Annotated in this window: 19 protein-coding genes and 2 pseudogenes; 17 read left to right on the top strand and 4 right to left on the bottom strand. The window is 37.5% G+C overall.

What is annotated here, in order from left to right:
• Positions 1-20 precede the first annotated feature (20 nt).
• A complete protein-coding gene (locus ACDZ29_RS05880; RefSeq protein ID WP_289324650.1) occupies positions 21-1259 on the bottom strand; it encodes an IS110 family transposase in 1239 nt (412 codons plus the stop codon).
• Between the two features lie 1349 nt (positions 1260-2608).
• Between ACDZ29_RS05880 and ACDZ29_RS05875 the strand changes: the two genes are divergently transcribed.
• From ACDZ29_RS05875 to ACDZ29_RS05835, 9 genes and pseudogenes are all read left to right on the top strand, one after another.
• The gene (locus ACDZ29_RS05875) at positions 2609-2920 is read left to right on the top strand and encodes a hypothetical protein (RefSeq protein ID WP_375090328.1); all 312 of its coding nucleotides are present in this window, start codon (positions 2609-2611) and stop codon (positions 2918-2920) included.
• A gap of 113 nt (positions 2921-3033) precedes the next feature.
• Positions 3034-3375 (top strand): ArsR/SmtB family transcription factor, encoded by a 342-nt coding sequence (locus ACDZ29_RS05870; RefSeq protein ID WP_375090327.1) that lies wholly within the window; start codon positions 3034-3036, stop codon positions 3373-3375.
• A gap of 20 nt (positions 3376-3395) precedes the next feature.
• Complete coding sequence (locus ACDZ29_RS05865) at positions 3396-3893, top strand: SRPBCC domain-containing protein (RefSeq protein WP_375090325.1); 498 nt, start codon at positions 3396-3398, stop codon at positions 3891-3893.
• A gap of 253 nt (positions 3894-4146) precedes the next feature.
• Positions 4147-5058 carry a DMT family transporter gene (locus tag ACDZ29_RS05860; RefSeq protein WP_375090324.1) on the top strand — a complete coding sequence of 304 codons (912 nt, stop codon included), beginning with the start codon at positions 4147-4149 and terminating at the stop codon, positions 5056-5058.
• Positions 5059-5099: 41 nt separating this feature from the next.
• On the top strand, positions 5100-5519 hold the full coding sequence (locus ACDZ29_RS05855) for a VOC family protein (protein ID WP_370016428.1): 420 nt from the start codon (positions 5100-5102) through the stop codon (positions 5517-5519).
• Between the two features lie 104 nt (positions 5520-5623).
• Complete coding sequence (locus tag ACDZ29_RS05850) at positions 5624-6061, top strand: GNAT family N-acetyltransferase (RefSeq protein ID WP_370016427.1); 438 nt, start codon at positions 5624-5626, stop codon at positions 6059-6061.
• A 201-nt stretch (positions 6062-6262) separates the two neighbouring features.
• Positions 6263-6346 (top strand): annotated as a pseudogene (locus ACDZ29_RS05845) (hypothetical protein); the annotation flags it as partial.
• Positions 6347-6729: 383 nt separating this feature from the next.
• The gene (locus tag ACDZ29_RS05840; protein ID WP_370016425.1) at positions 6730-6996 is read left to right on the top strand and encodes a hypothetical protein; all 267 of its coding nucleotides are present in this window, start codon (positions 6730-6732) and stop codon (positions 6994-6996) included.
• 65 nt (positions 6997-7061) lie between these two features.
• Positions 7062-7295, top strand: coding sequence for a hypothetical protein (locus tag ACDZ29_RS05835; protein WP_375090321.1), 234 nt, complete (start codon positions 7062-7064; stop codon positions 7293-7295).
• A gap of 120 nt (positions 7296-7415) precedes the next feature.
• Here the strand turns inward: ACDZ29_RS05835 and ACDZ29_RS05830 are convergent, their stop codons facing one another.
• Both ACDZ29_RS05830 and ACDZ29_RS05825 read right to left on the bottom strand, forming a co-directional pair.
• Positions 7416-8120, bottom strand: coding sequence for a diphthine--ammonia ligase (locus ACDZ29_RS05830; RefSeq protein WP_375090319.1), 705 nt, complete (start codon positions 8118-8120; stop codon positions 7416-7418).
• A gap of 109 nt (positions 8121-8229) precedes the next feature.
• Positions 8230-8637 carry a DUF86 domain-containing protein gene (locus ACDZ29_RS05825; protein WP_375090318.1) on the bottom strand — a complete coding sequence of 136 codons (408 nt, stop codon included), beginning with the start codon at positions 8635-8637 and terminating at the stop codon, positions 8230-8232.
• Positions 8638-9320: 683 nt separating this feature from the next.
• Between ACDZ29_RS05825 and ACDZ29_RS05820 the strand changes: the two genes are divergently transcribed.
• From ACDZ29_RS05820 to ACDZ29_RS05810, 3 genes are all read left to right on the top strand, one after another.
• Positions 9321-10325: a phosphotransferase enzyme family protein gene (locus ACDZ29_RS05820; RefSeq protein WP_375090316.1), complete on the top strand. Its 1005-nt coding sequence runs from the start codon at positions 9321-9323 to the stop codon at positions 10323-10325.
• A 71-nt stretch (positions 10326-10396) separates the two neighbouring features.
• Positions 10397-10834 carry a bleomycin resistance protein gene (locus ACDZ29_RS05815; protein WP_375090314.1) on the top strand — a complete coding sequence of 146 codons (438 nt, stop codon included), beginning with the start codon at positions 10397-10399 and terminating at the stop codon, positions 10832-10834.
• A complete protein-coding gene (locus tag ACDZ29_RS05810) occupies positions 10822-11355 on the top strand; it encodes a GNAT family N-acetyltransferase (RefSeq protein ID WP_289326488.1) in 534 nt (177 codons plus the stop codon). The genes ACDZ29_RS05815 and ACDZ29_RS05810 overlap by 13 nt, the downstream gene beginning before the upstream one ends.
• Positions 11356-11476: 121 nt before the next feature.
• On the opposite strand, the gene ACDZ29_RS05805 is transcribed toward ACDZ29_RS05810, so the two are convergent.
• The gene (locus ACDZ29_RS05805; protein WP_289326487.1) at positions 11477-12274 is read right to left on the bottom strand and encodes a peptidoglycan-binding protein; all 798 of its coding nucleotides are present in this window, start codon (positions 12272-12274) and stop codon (positions 11477-11479) included.
• Between the two features lie 303 nt (positions 12275-12577).
• Here ACDZ29_RS05805 and ACDZ29_RS05800 point away from each other — a divergent pair.
• From ACDZ29_RS05800 to ACDZ29_RS05780, 5 genes and pseudogenes are all read left to right on the top strand, one after another.
• Positions 12578-13227, top strand: a pseudogene (locus ACDZ29_RS05800) (HAD family hydrolase).
• Positions 13228-13370: 143 nt separating this feature from the next.
• Positions 13371-13889 (top strand): GNAT family N-acetyltransferase, encoded by a 519-nt coding sequence (locus ACDZ29_RS05795; protein ID WP_375090311.1) that lies wholly within the window; start codon positions 13371-13373, stop codon positions 13887-13889.
• Positions 13890-14267: 378 nt separating this feature from the next.
• Positions 14268-14438: a hypothetical protein gene (locus ACDZ29_RS05790; protein ID WP_370016419.1), complete on the top strand. Its 171-nt coding sequence runs from the start codon at positions 14268-14270 to the stop codon at positions 14436-14438.
• Between the two features lie 306 nt (positions 14439-14744).
• Positions 14745-15677 (top strand): ABC transporter ATP-binding protein, encoded by a 933-nt coding sequence (locus ACDZ29_RS05785; RefSeq protein ID WP_370016418.1) that lies wholly within the window; start codon positions 14745-14747, stop codon positions 15675-15677.
• Positions 15677-16633 carry an ABC transporter permease gene (locus ACDZ29_RS05780; RefSeq protein ID WP_375090310.1) on the top strand — a complete coding sequence of 319 codons (957 nt, stop codon included), beginning with the start codon at positions 15677-15679 and terminating at the stop codon, positions 16631-16633. The genes ACDZ29_RS05785 and ACDZ29_RS05780 overlap by 1 nt, the downstream gene beginning before the upstream one ends.
• Positions 16634-16970 lie beyond the last annotated feature (337 nt).

Below are 16970 nucleotides of genomic sequence, written 5' to 3'. Positions count from 1 at the left end.
TGGGTGGTTTAGTTATACTTTCAAACTAGCCTATCTTGGAAAGGTGAGTTGCTTTTTAAAAGTGCATAAATCCAATGTAAGAGTTTATTGGCACATGCTATCACAGCTACTTTAAAGGGCTTTCCTTCTTCACGTTTCTTATCATAAAACTCTCGTAATCGCTTGTTACGAGGGATGATTTCATCTGTCGTTTTCTTCTTGCGACAATCACGAATGGCACATTTAACAGCCATATACAAGGCGTGTCTTAGTCTGCCAGAACCTCTTTTGGTAATCCGATTTACTGTGCCTTTAAATTTACCTGATTCAAAGATACTTGGATCAATTCCGGCAAATGCCACTAGTTTTTTAGGGTGATTAAACCGTTCAATCTCTCCAATTTCAGAAATAATCGTTGCAGCGATTTTTTCACCGATTCCAGGGATGGATTGGATAATCTTATATTCTTCAATTTCTTTTGCCAAAGCATCTATCTCGTCTTCAAATTTGGATAGGTGCTTTTGGTATTCTAGAAGCATTTTTATATACATTTCAAGGCTTAAAATGTGACTCTGATATAAGGTTCTCTGAAAAGGGTTTCGAGCTGAGGCAGCCGTAAGTTTCTCTGCCTGTGTATTCGCCCACTTTTTAGAACGACTTGGACAAAGTTCATTAATCCTATTTGCTACAGTTTCTTCACCGACTGCTAATATGTCTTCAGAAGTAGGGAATTCTAATAGAGTAAGCAAAGAAACAACCGAATACAAATCTCCAAAAACCCCTCTATATTCAGGAAATACTTGATCAAGAACAGCCTGGAACTGTAGTTTTGTTTGTACATAGATACCTGTTATATTTTCGTGTTGTCTTGAAAGATTACGAAGATTTAAGAGTTGTATCCCTCGTTTTTTATAAGGCTCTAAATCCTCTTTATAGTACAGCTCGCAGAGGTGACGTGCATCGATTATATCTGTCTTTACTTTGCGTAAACTTGAGCTCTTCGCACGATAAGAAATGAGTGGGTTAACGACAATTAATAAGTAGCCTCTCTCCTCAAAATACTGTACAACTGGCGTATGATAATGCCCCGTGGATTCCAATACAATCGGAGGTTTGATTCCTGTTTTATTTTCTATTTTTCTCAGAAACTGAAATAGCGTTTCTAATCCTTCAATGGTATGTGTAACTTTGAAACTGCCTTGATAAGGCTTCTTCTTTTCCAAGAATGCTTGAACCTGACTTTCACCTTTAGCTACATCCAGACCAACCACTGGATTCATTTTTTATCTCCTCCAAAAACATAATATTTGCCGGTAACCCCTAATCCTTCTTGCAGTATCATAGCTTCGCTTGTTATACGAGATCTTGGTCCCAACCAGCCAAATCATGTTTAAGCAAGTAGGGGGCGAACTGTTTAGTTGACGGGATCTTAAGCCCCACGGGCAGGTACGTTCTTCCCCGGCTACCGTTATAATAAAACTATATAAAAATTGGTCAACCAGAAATATCTGGCTGACCTAATAATACGAACGGGGCAGGTTAGTTCTATAAGGAATTGGTTTATTATGATGTAATATTTAGTTTGAATCGATTTTTGGAAAACTTAAACGAGCATGCAAATTATAAATTATCGATTGTTATTAATAAATAGAGATATATAGGGAGTTTGTTAACAAATATACTTAAACAATAAGGAAGGTTGCTAAGGCAGCCTTTTTCTTAAGCTCGGGGCGAAGAAGACCCGTTTGCGTTATGGTATAGTTTATTAAATTTAGTTGTATTCTTATGGGGGAAATTAAATGTTAGAGGATGGAGTTTGAAATGAAGAAAGATATATTTAGTTTTACGGCAGCCATCGTTGGAATTATGGCTCCGTTATTTTATTTGCTACAATCGAAACGATGAATGGCAGGTTAGATAATATATTTCTAATTAGTAGTTTGAGTCTGTATGGTGCTTCTATTGTTTGTACGATTATAGCTTTGAAAAGGAAAGAAAAAAATAGGATAAAGTACTTCCCATTCGTTACACTAATCCCCATTGCCCTGTATCAATTATTAATTATTTTCGCTTATAAATTATTAGAATTCATAAATGGGTTGATATTTTAAGATAATCAACAGGGGGGAATCCAGTACCAAAATAAATCGTTCATTATAGGAATGTTGACAAAATTTGCAAAAATAACGGTGGTGGATAGATTGAAAAAATGGGAAAATGTAGCTAGGGGCATTTCATTTGTAATTATACTAACTTTTCTTCCTTATTTTCTTAAAAAAATAGGAATCTCCTTTTGGCTTATAGGGTTATGTATATTTGCTGTGATTTATTGTGTCTTTTTTATTTTATCAAAGATCGAATGCCTTCAGAAATCGGTATCAAATAAAGTAGGATGGTTGACTTATATTATGGTATTTATAATCATAATGGTTTTGTATTTTATTATAAAATAGGCAGTGTGTTAGCCCATGACGGAAGTATGAGAGTTTCGGTAGCTTTTTCCTAGGAACTATCGGGGCATATTGATTGAAGGAAAATGGGAATGTAATCTTATCAGTGCGATTCATTATTATGAGGGATCTTTTTTTATAAAGATAGAGGTGCTAAGGTTAGAGAAAAGGAGACTGCAATGAAAATAAATTTACTGATTTTCATATCGTCTGTAAAAGAACAAGAAAAGAGTATATCGATGATGAAAACATTCGAATCTGATATTCGTCCTGTCAGAGGGGATATAATCGATGATCCGGGATTCGATCCAGGGTTTCATAATGGATATGAAGTTGTAAAAGTTTCGATTAATTATGCTTCGAATGAATGTTTTGTTTCGCTGCACCCACTTGCGTTAGAAATTCAGGAAATCAAAATAGAAACCTACATAGGGAAACTTGAAGCACATGGTTGGTGTGCTGTCTCAAAAGAAGAACTAAAAAGTATGTAAAAAGGTAAAAACCCTTCATTTTTCACGAAGGGTTTTTTATTTGATGTAGTGCATACATTCATATTTAACCAAATGGTTGAATGTTAAGGGCGAAAAACTGTTATATTAACTATATGGTTAAGCAAAATGAGGATAATTTAAATGAAATTTTTCATGCTTTAGCTGATTCAACAAGAAGAGAAATGGTTCAGATGATGGCTCTGAAAGAAAGGACGGTTTCTGAACTAGCGAAACCATTTGAAATGTCTTTGGCTGCTATTTCAAAGCATATAAAGGTCTTGGAGCGGGCAAATATAGTCGATAAGATTGTCGATGGAAGAACTCACATCTGTCGATTGAATACCGGATCATTATCACAAGCTACAGAATGGCTGCATTTATATGAGGAATTTTGGAGTAATCGTTTTGATCTTCTTGAGAATGAGTTATTGAAAGCAAAAAAGAAAGAACATTAAATTACGTAAGGGGTCTGTAAATGCAAAAACATTCAACAACCACTTTAAAGATGACAAGAAATTTTGATGTAGTACCTGAAAGAGTTTTTGATGCATGGTTGAACCCTGAGATGATGAGAAAATGGTTTTTTACATTGGAGGGGACAAATAAGGTGGCACAAAATGATCCTCAAGTGGGAGGCACTTGGGAAATTATTGATCATCGCGATGGAAAAGATTATCGGGCGATAGGGGAGTATCTTGAAATAGACTCTCCAAACAAATTAGTGTTCACTTTTAAAATGCCGCAGTTTAGTGAATCGGAAGATACCATTACAGTTGAGCTGAAGGAACTTCAACAGGGCTGTGAAATGACCTTTTCACAAAACATCAACGTTCCTCATGAAGAAAATTGGACAGAAGCGGATATTGAAAAAGCTCTTGGAGAATATCATGATGGATCTGAACATGGCTGGAATTTAATGTTCATGGGACTGAAGGAATTGGTTGAAACTGGACAAGTTAGCTATAAAGGCTAATAGTCGTTAGCATAATCCAAAGTTGATTCAATGAACTCAATTTGAAGGCACTCCAAATTAACTGGAGTGCTTTTTTAATTCAGCATTAATGGTCGCATCTTTTCTTGAAAAGTCGTTTAGATTGACAATTCCCTCATAGCTGGTAATATTTCTTTATTATTCCATTATTCTGGGTGATTCCGTTAATAGGCGATAAAAAAACTTTAGGAATAATGGGTGAAATAATCTAAGAAAGTGGGCCATATCGCTTTATATGACTAACTTTATGTATTTATTTTGTTTATTGGTATGGGGGCTTAATTTTATTGCCGTAAAGATTCAAGGTACGCCTGTGAGTTTAGAATTATCTTTAACGTATCGTTTAAGTTTGACGGCTATCCTATTTTTCATTCTATTGTGCATTCTTAGACCTAAAGGAAAACCAATGAAAAAGGATGTTCCATTTATTATTGTGTTTGGTATATGTAATTTTGCCTTAAGTTATTTATGCCTCTATTACGCCACTATCTTAAGTTCAGCGGCAATGGTTACATTGATATTTTCATTGAAAGTCATTTTAACACCCATTGCCCTCCGTATTTTTTTGAAAGAACAATTACATCCCCGTATCTTAATTGGCGGGGTAATTGGAGTGCTGGCTGTTTGTATCGTTATTTACCCAAGTTTGAATGACATTCATGGTTTTAATGATATAAAAGGTATCATGATAGCTGTTCTTGGTACGATCCTTACTGCATTGGGCGATGCTAGCTCAGCTAGAAATGCTAAGAATAAAGTAAATCCAATCTATGCTAATGTACTTGGATTTGCGGCAGGGGGAATTCTTTTAGGGGCAATTGTGTTCATTAAAGGACAGGCAGTCAGTCTGCCAACATCTATTACATATTTATCTGCTTTGTTCTATTTAACTATATTCGCTTCCTTTGGAGCTTGGCTATTCTACCTAAAGCTTGTAGAGAAAATAGGTGGGGCGAAAAGTGGATACATGGTTGCCCTTTTTCCGGCAATTGGAGGTATAGCTTCAGTGATGATTGGTGAATCAGATCCATCCATTTTCTTGGCTGCTGGCTGTCTTTTCAGTTGTTTAGGTGCTGCTATTGCCTTAGGGTTAGGCACGCGTATTGGTAAGATAAACTTGAAGGAAGAAAAATCGATACTTAAATAAGGGTTTCCGCAGTAATTCGATATACAGAGAGGGATGGGACAATGGAAAGTAAATGGCCAAAAGAAATGAAAGTAGCGCAAATCCGAGTTGCACGTCCTACTGATCAACTAAAAAAGGTTGTCAACTTCTATTGTGAAGGATTAGGTTTGAAAAAAATTGGTTCCTTTGAAGGGCACGAGGGATATGACGGTATCATGATCGGGCTACCTGATTCCGACTATCATTTAGAGTTCACTCAACATAAAGATGGCAGTCCTTGTCCTGCCCCATCAAAGGATAATCTGCTTGTCTTTTATATTCCTGAACGTAAGACCATTGAAGAAATCGCAAATAGATTGAAAGCTATGGGGTATGATCCAGTTTCTCCAGAGAATCCATATTGGGAAAAGTCAGGTGTTACCATTGAAGACCCGGATGGTTGGAGAATTGTATTAATGAATTCGCCCGGCATAGGAAATTAAAATAATAAAAGTGTACAGATGGGACGCGCCCCTTGCAATCTGATGGAGGAATTACGGTGTTCAAAGTTGAATGTAATGTTAATAAAATTTTCAGGGGTGTTAATGTGAATTCAACGGTAGAAACAATACAAGAATTAACAGAGAAAGAACAATGGTTAGCAGCCTTTCCAATTATGAATCAGTTACGTACTGACTTAACTCAAAAGACATATCTGGAGTCACTAGAAGAAATGAGGAAAGATGGGTATCGTTTGTATGCTTTATATAAGGATGACCGGATTGTATCCTTGGCTGGTTTAAGTTGGAGAGTTAACTTTTATAATAAACGTCACGTGTTTATTTATGATCTGGTAACAGATACTGCGCACCGTTCATTTGGATATGGAGAGAAATTATTAAGTTATATACATAACTGGGCAAAAGAAAATGGAGCTGCATATGTGGCATTGGAATCTGGAATTCAGCGAAATGATGCGCACCGTTTTTATGAAGAGAAATTTGATTATGATAAATGGTGCTATTCATTCAGGAAAACATTGTGATTAAAAATAGCAGTAATCAAGTACAAGAGCTGAGTAATCAGCTTTTTTTTTATGTGACTATCGGGGCAACGGTCGTTTTTGAAGGTGTTTGCCACGGGAACAGTAATTTCATTCCTTGCATAAAAGCCGCAAACTCATGTATCGACCAAACTTACGAGTAAATGCTCGAAACTTACGAGTAAAAGCTCGAAACTCACGAGTAAAAGCTCAAAACTCACGAGTAAAAGCTCGAAACTCACGAGTAAAGCTCGAAACTCACGAGTAAAGCTCGAAACTCACGAGTAAAAGCCTGAAACTCACGAGTAAAGCTCGAAACTCACGAGTAAAGCTCGAAACTCACGAGTAAAGCTCGAAACTCACGAGAAAAAGCTCGAAACTCACGAGTAAAAGCCTGAAACTCACGAGTAAAAGCTCGAAACTCACGAGAAAAAGCTCAAAACTCACGAGTAAAGCTCGAAACTCACGAGTAAAGCTCGAAACTCACGAGTAAAAGCTCGAAACTCACGAGTAAAGCTCGAAACTCACGAGTAAAAGCCTGAAACTTTATGAAAACGGGTGCTGTAGTCGTACTTAACATTAATTCGGAAAAATTTTGTAATGATTTTTTTAGCCTTGGACATACTTAGTTAAGACTCTTAAAGAAAATTTTAACTAAAGGAGGAACCCCGATGCCTGACGAAAATATACAAATGAAAATGGAAAATATTTGGCAGGATACATGTGGATCATGGGAAAACTGTACGGAAACTACAATTCAGTCATTCTTGGCAAAATCCGAAGAAAGCAATATAGATCCCCAATATTGCATGAGCTGGGTGGAACAGCATAAAAACCAAATCCCTGAGTGGCCTGCCGTTTCAAAAGTGTCGCTTGACTGGGTTAATCAACATACTTCAACTGGTTCACCGATTTCAATGAAGGAAGAGGAACTTTAGAGGCAATTAAAACTTTTTTCATTTTTGGGCTTTACGAACTCTAATGTGTGAAGAGGTGAAAATAGTTGTCGAATAATGAGAAACAAAACGGTCAATCAAATCGTCGGCAAGGTTCAGAAGATACCAGGGAGCATTCGAATAATGATCCAGAGTACAGAGCTAATGCTTGGGACGAAACGAATGAAGCGGATTCATTTGTACAATCAGCCATTCAGGAAGAATTCAACAATCCAGTAATCCAAGAATCCATCTTGAAGTTCAATAAAATAGCAAATGATGAAGAAGAGAAGGAATCATGATTAGGCGCCCTATTGGGCGTTTTTTATATGGGACAACTCTTACTAGCCTTTCCGCTGAAATTATGTAAATTAACGGAAAAAGATAGTGAGGGATACCCTCACTATCTTTTTTATGTGATTTTATACTATATCTGCCATCTGATCTAGCTCCAAAGGCAAAAAGGCATATTCTCCATCCTTAATGATCTCACATTTACGAACTGGAATGGGATGCTTAAAAATGGGCCCATCTATTACCGTGGTATGGAACTCTCCACCTTCTCCGCAAGGGTCGATACCACGGGCTTCAAGATCCTTCACGTATTCATGGGTCAACGTTCGCCCTAAGTCGTCCTCTCGCATTCCCAATGATAAATTAACAGTTACAATGATCGTTACAAATCCTAGATTCATGAACTCTTCGACAGCTTCACGATGGTTCATTTCCCATAAAGGCATCCCAAGCTTTAATCCCGCATTTTTTGTAACCTTTTCATGCCAACAGCCATGAGCAGGCATATCCAAGTCTCCAGTTACTAAAACTTCCGCTCCTTGATTTTTAGCTTTTTCTAAAAGGCGCATAAATACTTTTTCATAATCTGTCCAACTTGCAGCTGCAGTATATACGGGCAAACCTATGGAATTCGCTTGGGCACGTATGAGCTCAGGAGGCATTCCATGGGATCTGGAACGTTTCCCTTCTTCCTCCAGCATGACGATCAGTCCAACCGCTTCTCCAACCTTCATTGCTTTATACAGAGCTAGGACACTATCTTTTCCTCCGCTAAAAGAAGCTATAAATTTATGCCCGTGAGCACCATGTTTCCAGTCGATTAATTCCGCCATCTATATCTTTCCCCTTTATTCTAATGACTTTTTTCAAGATGCCCCTGTTATTAGCCAATTTCCTATTTTATATATGAGGTTTCTAGTCCCAAATTTCAGGAAAACCTCTTTACTTGAAATTCAGGACTTGTTTTGTAAAAACAGTGAAATCACTGAGATGATTCACTACGATTTGTTTTAAAATATCTAAATTAATGGTTTGGTAATCATGCACGGCAATATTTCTAAATCCAACCATAGCTTTTAAGCGCTTTGCTGTATCTTCATCAATTACCGAGTGTTCCTGCAACATATCAAAAGCATCCCTGCTTGACTGAGGCAACCCGAGTCTTTGATCAGCTACAATATGCATGGCCAAGTCGATCGAGGATTCGCAAGCACGTTGTATATTAAGGATGATGGAATCTTGTTTGGTAAAGTCCTTTAGGTTTTCTGGATTATTCGCATATACCACCTTAACGCGGTTCATGCAACGTTCTATTGCATTGATTTTGTTTAAAATCACATCATTCTTCATATATGGTCCCACTTTCCCCTATTTTTTTAAGATGTTTTCACGTTCCTTATCCAATTTAGCTTACATGCTAAGAACAGTCATTTGTTGGTTTTTAAGAAGGGGTCATCCTTTGAATATATCACAGTACCAGTCGTGTGAATCTGTGCCTGAAAGATCAACATCTATTTCAAGGATATCTGCCGTTCCTGGGCCAATAAAAAAGCTCATAGGTACTGTAAGGACGCCACATCGATGTCACTATCTCGATGTGTAGTATTCTTCGCGTTTGAGCTAAACACGATTATAAATGAAGGATCAATTTTGCCGATTAGGAACTCTTGGATACTTTGAAACATTTCTGTTTTCATAAGATATGCTCCCTAATGATTATACGAATAGTATACCAAACATTAGTTTTCCTTTGTACTGACCACAAAGGATCCTATGAAAAATATGGTTTCATTTATATAGGTTTCTTTATGAACCAAGTGATGCGTTAAACTTTGGGGATAGAGTGATAACTGGTGGGAGTCCGTAATTGCTTCATCCCTATAAACATATCTTTATCCTGGTTATCATAAAGTTTTATTAAAGAAGAATGATATACAAATAAAGGGAAAAGGCATCTTGATATCGTATAAAGCATAGTATAATTCGTTTTTTTATTAACTAAGTTAGCAACATCATTAATGGGAGTGAAGAGTATGGAAGCGTCGGTAGAGCGGATTTTTTCTAATGAATTGGTAGAAATGGCTGGGCACTTTTTTCAAGTGAGTTCAGGGAGTCCAGTAAAACTTGGAGATGCAGAGAACTATGTATTTGAGGTTTACCGGAATGGAACGCCATACATCTTAAGAATGACACACCAATCACATCGTACAAAAGGGCAAGTGCTTGCTGAGTTGAAGTGGATTGAGCATTTACAGAATAATGGAAGTGAAATTCCGAAAGTCATCTCTTCGACAGGAAATAATTTAGTTGAAATTGTAAAGGGTCTGGATGGCACGGATTTTTATTGCTGCCTGTTTGAAAAGGCTCCTGGTGTAAGGATGAAAGTCACCGATGAAAATTTCGACGAACATTTATTTTTTGAATGGGGAAGAACAATAGGGCAACTACATAAAAAAACAAAAAGTTACAAGCCTGAAACGGAATATAAAAGGCTGGATTGGCATGAAGAAGAATTATTGAATGCCGAACTCTATCAATCTGATGTTCCAGAGCAAGTGAAGCACCAACAAGAATTAATCATGAAGAAATTAAATGCGCTTCCAGTTCATCAAGATAATTTTGGATTGATTCATTCTGATATACATAACGGCAATTTCCATTTTCATGAGGGGAAGATTCATGTGTTTGACTTTGATGACTGTTCTTATCACTGGTTTGCCAGCGATTTGGCCATACCCCTGTATTATCTGATATGGAGCTTGGAACGTGAAGGTGTAAAAGAACTCGATGATTATGCTGCAAAATTCATGAGGGAATTTATAAAAGGTTATGAGACGGAAAATAAACTGGAACGGGCAGATTACGAAGCGATCCCGCTATTTTTAAAATTAAGGGACCTGACGTTATATAATTTTTTTCATAAAAAGTACGATTTGAATAGTGGGGATAGTCAATTATACAAAACCGTTCAAAAAATCGAACGCAGAATTATGGAAAGCCGTCCTATTGTTCACTTCGATGCGAACGTGATTCATTGAGGGTTCGTAATGAAAAGTTACATTGATAATGGCTGTATAAGAAAGTTAGACAAGGAGACTTTAGACCAAATATGAAATTCAATGCACTAGTACCTGAATTATCAGTATCGGATATATGCGAATCGAAAAAGTTTTATATGGATATTTTGGGGTTCCATTTAGAATATGAGCGTGTTAATGATAAATTTGCTTTTCTTTCTTTAGGCGAAGCGCAAATGATGCTAGAAGAAATAAATGGGAGCTGGGATACAGGAGAATTAATCTATCCATTAGGCAGAGGGATTAATTTTCAGATTGATATTGATGATGTTGAAAAATTGGCGGCTGCTTTAAAAAGAAATGGAATAAACTTATTTAGAGAAATGATGGAAAATCATTATGAAAGCGATAAAGGTGTTTTTGTAAAAAAAGAGATTTTAGTTAAAGATCCAGATGGCTATTTACTAAGGTTTTCACAGTCATTGAATCCGAGCGGGAGCAGTCAAGGGGGATTGGAATGTCAGAAATGAAAAATGATAGTCTTTCGTATATGATTCGGACTGGTGAATTGGAAGATGCGGAAGCTGTTTTGGAGTTACAGAGTTCCGTTATTTCCGAAGGGGAGTATTTCATTGCAGTATCAAACGAGTTTAATAAAACAATAGAACAACAAAGAGATTGGATACAAAGGTCATTGGAAAATGAACGGGAAACCATCATCGTGGCCGAAATAAATGGTGAAGTGATTGGATGGATTGGATTTGAATCGGAAAATAGAAAGAGAATGTCTCACAAGGGCTCATTTGGATTGATGATCAGAAAAAATTACAGGGGGATGGGAATCGGAAAAGAGCTTGTTCAAGCATTATTGGACTGGGCAGAAGCCAATCCGTTAATAGAAAAGGTGAGTTTAGGAGTTTTTTCGACAAATCATCGGGCAATAGCCTTGTACAAAAGTATGGGGTTTGTTGAAGAAGGACGAAAAATAAAGGAATTTAAGATGAGCGAAAGTGAATACGTCGATGACATTATCATGTACAAGTTGGTTTGATAAGTCGGCTGCTTGAAATCCATAGCTCAGCAGGATACAGGAAGAGCATGTATTGAATCCATACATGCTCTTTCTGTTTGTTATGTATCTTTTTATATAAAAATGACGTTTCCGTCATGCATCATTTAATTACTTTAACCTTCACTTGCTTTCTTCCCCATGTTAAAGCATCCGCTTCTTTTGCGATGAATACATCGATTCTGTTTCCTTTGATCGCTCCGCCCGTATCTGCAGCGATGGCTTGTCCGTAGCCTTCGACTTCAACGATTGATCCTAGTGGAATCACATTCGGGTCGACTGCTATCAGTTTGGCATCATCATATTTTTTTAAATCGACGCCCATTCTTGTTGTGCCTGAGCACCCTTCGCAGCTCGCTGTATAAGCTGTACTTGTAACCGTCAGTTCTTTAACGGCTGAACTTGCTGAAACTGCTTTTTCATCTAATTTACTGAAAGTCCGTGCACCGGCTATTCCATCAGCTGATAATCCCTTTTGCTTTTGAAAGTTCATAACTGCTTGCTTTGTACCTGTTCCATAAATGCCGTCGATCGTTGATGTGTAAACATTCCAGGCTTTCAATAGCCTTTGCAGTTCAGCTACAGGTTTTCCCATATCCCCGCTTTTCAGGGTCTGTATTTTCTGATTCGTTTGTGTTCCTGCTATTCCATCGGCTTTCAGCCCTGATTTTTCCTGAAATTGCTTTACGGATTCCTTTGTAATCGGTCCGTAGTAACCTGTTGCTTCATGATAGGGAAAAACCCCTTTTGTCAGTAATAATTCTTGTAGTTCTTTTACATCGCCATTACTTATTCCAAATGAAAGTGTGCGATCCAAAGCAGCGGCTTCGCCTTTAGTTGGCATGCAAACTCCTAGAATGAATACAGAAGCCGTTAGGATCGTTAATAAAATTTTCTTCATGTTTATCCTCCTCGTTGTTTCCTGCAATTAAACCATTCGTTAAACTATCACTCTTTTAGACGCAGTTAAGGAAAAACACCGCAAAGGCACTAAGGAATTGTTAAAACATGTAACATAAAGAAAAGAAATGAGGCGGAGAACGGGTTACCATGTCCTTAGTAATTAACGGATTCTGGATTCTATGAAAAATAATCAGGCTTCCCATGGAACGAAAAGAACCGTTTGGTTGAACAAGGGGATTCATTCATGTACGTTTATGTTAATAGAAATTCCATTTCACGGTTAGAGGAGGAAATTATTTTGATTAAAGCAGTTATTTTCGACTTTGATGGTTTAATTTTAGATACAGAAACGGCTTGGTATGAGGCTTATAAGGAAACGATGTCTTTTTATAAATCTGATTTGCCTCTCGAACATTTCGTTACATGCATCGGAACGGATAATACTGAACTTAATCAGTACTTCAAAGATCAGCTGGGGGAAAGTTGTAATATTGAAGAAATTGAATCCAGAGCAAAAAGCGTCCATGAAGTAAAGATGAAAATATCACAGGCACGTGAAGGTGTAAAGGATTATTTAGAAGAAGCAAAAAAAAATGGATATAAAATCGCCCTCGCTTCAAGTTCAACAAAAGAGTGGGTCACGCATCATTTGGGGGAACTTGGACTGTTAAACTATTTTGAAGTAATAATCACAGGGGATGATGTGGATAAAGTAAAACCAGCTCCTGATTTGTATTTAAAGGCAATAGAAGTCCTGGATATTCAGCCCACAGAAGCCGTAGCATTTGAAGATTCGTTAAATGGGCTTCAAGCGGCCCTGACTGCTGGATTAAAGTGTGTAATCGTACCAATCCCGTGACGGAAGCTTTAGCTTTTGAAAACCATCATTTACGCCTCCGATCCATGGTGGATAAGAGCTTATCTGACGTTATAAAACATATTGAGCAATAAGCGTTCGGCGGTAAGTATAGTATGATAAAGGAATGAAACCACGCCGAAGATGGCAGAGTCTTCGGTTTTTCTTTTTTACCGTCCAATGATTTTTAATAAATGTTATATTCTATGAAGATTTTTTTGAAGGGGAGGGTGAATTTATGGGATTGCATATCAATGACGAAGGAGTCCGGCTGCGGGAGGTAAAGGAAAGTGATCTTCCTATCTTTTTCGAGCAGCAATTGGATACGTCCGCAAATTATATGGCTGCTTTCACATCTAAAGATCCAACAGACAAAGTGGCTTTTCTGACCCGCTGGAAGAATATCGTATCGAACCGGGATATTCAAAAAATGACGATAATCTGCAAAGGATGTGTTGCGGGCAGCATTCTCAAGTTTGAACAGTTTGGTAACCCGGAAGTGAGTTATTGGATTGGGAAGCAATATTGGGGTAAAGGAATTGCTACAGAGGCACTGGTCAATTTTTTGCTGAAAATAAATGTTCGTCCTCTTTATGCCCGGTCGGCCAAGGATAATCTAGCATCCATCCGGGTGCTGGAAAAATGCGGATTTGAGAGATTCGGTGAGGACAAAGGGTATTCCCATGCAAGGGGTAAAGAGGTTGAAGAATTCATTTTGAAACTTGAATCCACAAACCCAGTTAAGATAAGAATATAACAATATCGTTTAACCTATGAGGAAACGGGTGACATATAATGGGGTTTAAGATTTTTTCCATCATTTTTATTTTATGTGGTCTTTTTGTAATGTGGTTCGCCGTATTTGGCAAAAAGAAAGAGATCAAAGAGTTCGGATCAGGAATACCAACGAATTTCATCGATGTAATTGTAATGATGATATATAGGCTTTTTCCTTCTTTTATTAGAAGAATCTTTCTTTTTGCCTTGGGTCTTGCCATTTCTATATTCTTTATCTATTTTTTGCTTTTTTTATGATTTTCCATGAATTTTCCTTATTAGATAAAATAATCCTGAAACCTTATTCTTTCGGAAACGTATTAAAAGGTAACGATACATAGGAGTTGTGGCTATTTCGATGGAAAAAAGTGATGGCAGTGTTATTGATAATGGGAACTCTGGGGGCGGGATGTTTAAGCAAAAAGGATTTGACATTAAGGTCAAAAATCAAGCAGTGGAAAATATATCAGGATTATATTCCTCTATACAGGCTGGCAAAGAGCTTAAGCTGAATGTAACGCAGAAGTAAGACTTTAACGAGAGTTCGATGATATTGCACTATAAGGATTAAAAAGGGAAGCGGCATACGGAAACGATCATTGGGTATCTTGAAAAAGGGTATGTCGGAGAGGCTGCCATCACCTTGGATTCCATCGATGGTAACGATGAAAAAATCTATTGATTGTGGCTGATATTGAAAATAACTGTGGTCCATCAAATCCCAATGGGCTGCTCCATATCCAGATGGAAAAATATCAGTATAGTAATAATATGCATAATATGGTAATGTTGAATTTGTGTTATTTTGGAAAATATAAAAAAAGGAAGGTATTATATGTCTGAATCGGTTCTTAAGGTTCAATCCTTAACTAAAAAAATTGGAAAAGCAACCATTGTAGACAATGTTAGCTTTGAAATAAAAAGTAATGAAATATTTGGTTTGCTTGGTCCGAACGGGGCTGGTAAGACCACTATCATCCGTATGATCACAGGTCTTATCAATCGTACGGGCGGTACTGTCATGATCAATGGCAGTGACCTCGATAGAGATTTCGAAGGTGCGATGAATCAATTGGGGGCCATTGTTGAAAACCCGGAGTTTTATAAGTACATGACAGGCAGAAAGAATATCCTGCATTATGCCCGAATGTCATCCAATGAGATATCCAATGAGAGAATAGAAGAGGTCATAAAGCTTGTCAAACTGGATCATGCCATCGATAAGAAGGTTAAAACCTATTCATTAGGGATGCGTCAGCGCCTTGGCGTGGCACAGGCCATTTTACATAAACCGTCGTTATTGATTTTTGATGAACCGACGAATGGCTTGGATCCACAAGGGATTCGCGAGTTTCGTGATTATTTGAAAGTACTGGCAAGTGAAGGCGTCGGGATATTGATTTCATCCCATTTACTATCGGAAATGCAATTGATGTGTGATAGTTTTGCCGTTATCGAAAAGGGAAAACTGATACATACGAAAGAACATATATTAGATGAAAAAACCGAAACGATCAATGAAGTTTCATTCACTGTGAGTGATGGGGAGCTAGCTAAAAAAATCCTTCAAGAACAGTTTGTCGATATTACGATCTTAAAATATGATGCGAAGACAATCTCCGTATCGGCCACTCGTGAACAAACGGCCGATATAAATAGGAGTTTTAATGGAAATCAACTGGATGTCTATGAAATTGGCATTACTAGAAAATCACTGGAAGATAAATTCTTTGAAATCACTGAGCAGGAAATGAGGGAGTCTGTATGATGTCCTTAGTAAAAAATGAATGGATGAAAATCTTTTCAAAAGTTTCAACTTATATATTCATCGCTTTTCTTTTATTGGCAGCATTAGGGGCTGCAGTCATCGATTATAAACTAAGTCCCGAAGAAACGAGTAAAGATTGGAAGCAAGAGTTAAAGTCAGATATCCAAGAACAGCAAAAGGCATTGGAAGCTAAGGATATCAGTGACGAGGAAAAAGCCATGATCATGGAAGAAATTGATCTCAATAAGCAACAGTTGGCTGATAATATAAACCCTGACTTAAACACGAATTGGACCTATATGGCGGAATGGACGACATCATTAACATCATTTGTCACTTTATTCGTTGTCATTGTTTGCAGCTCGCTCGTTTCCTCGGAATTTTCGGATGGCACCATAAAACAACTGTTGATCAGGCCTTATAAACGGTGGAAGATTCTTCTTTCCAAATATATTACTTCCCTGTTATTTGCAGCGTTATTACTTGCGAGCCTACTTATATTCAGTTATCTAATCGGAATCATATTCTTTGGAAATGGCTCGTATTCAGACAAAATCATGGATCCCGCATCTTTCGGTGAATTCAGTCCGGTTGTAGTCGGCGAATATTTCGTAGACATGATCGTTTACTGGATACCAGGATTCTTAGTCATCACGACCATCGCTTTCATGCTAAGCACATTATTTAAAAACCAAGCACTTGCAGTAGGTATATCCATTTTCATCCTATTCGCTTCTTCGACGTTAAATATGGTCATTCAATCATTCATCGGTAAATACGAGTGGTTAAAATTCGTCTTATTCCCCCATCTTGATTTAAGGGGCTATATTTCCGGAACCATAGAAATGTTTGATGGGGCTACCCTTGGATTTTCAATGGGGGTACTGGGCATCTATTATCTAATCTTTTTAGCGCTAACTTTCTTCTTCTTCCAGAAGAAAGATATCACTAATTAAATAATCCTTACTGGAAAAACCGAAATCAGTGGCTGATTTCGGTTTTTTCTTATTGAAGCCATGAATTTTGCCGAGAGTGAAATATAAATGGAAGATTTGTATGCATTGCTCGAACCAACTCAACATCAATGGCATTGTAGAAGCCATTACCTGTATTTGCTATATATAACGTGTTTATTATCTTGAGATCAGGGAGGGAAGAAGTGGTTATTCCCCATCCCAAGAACCTCTGGTATAACTCAGTCTGTAGTCTACGAAGAGACAGTCGTTCATTTAATCGAAAAAATCAGGGTTTTCACGTTTAAAGAATTACCAAGCTTGTCGGGTTCCTTGGCAG

Source organism: Peribacillus sp. RS7 (genome assembly GCF_041956845.1).
GTDB lineage: Bacteria > Bacillota > Bacilli > Bacillales > DSM-1321 > Peribacillus.
The sequence above is the reverse complement of the archived record's forward strand: the minus strand, read 5'-3'. Positions and strand labels throughout refer to the sequence as shown.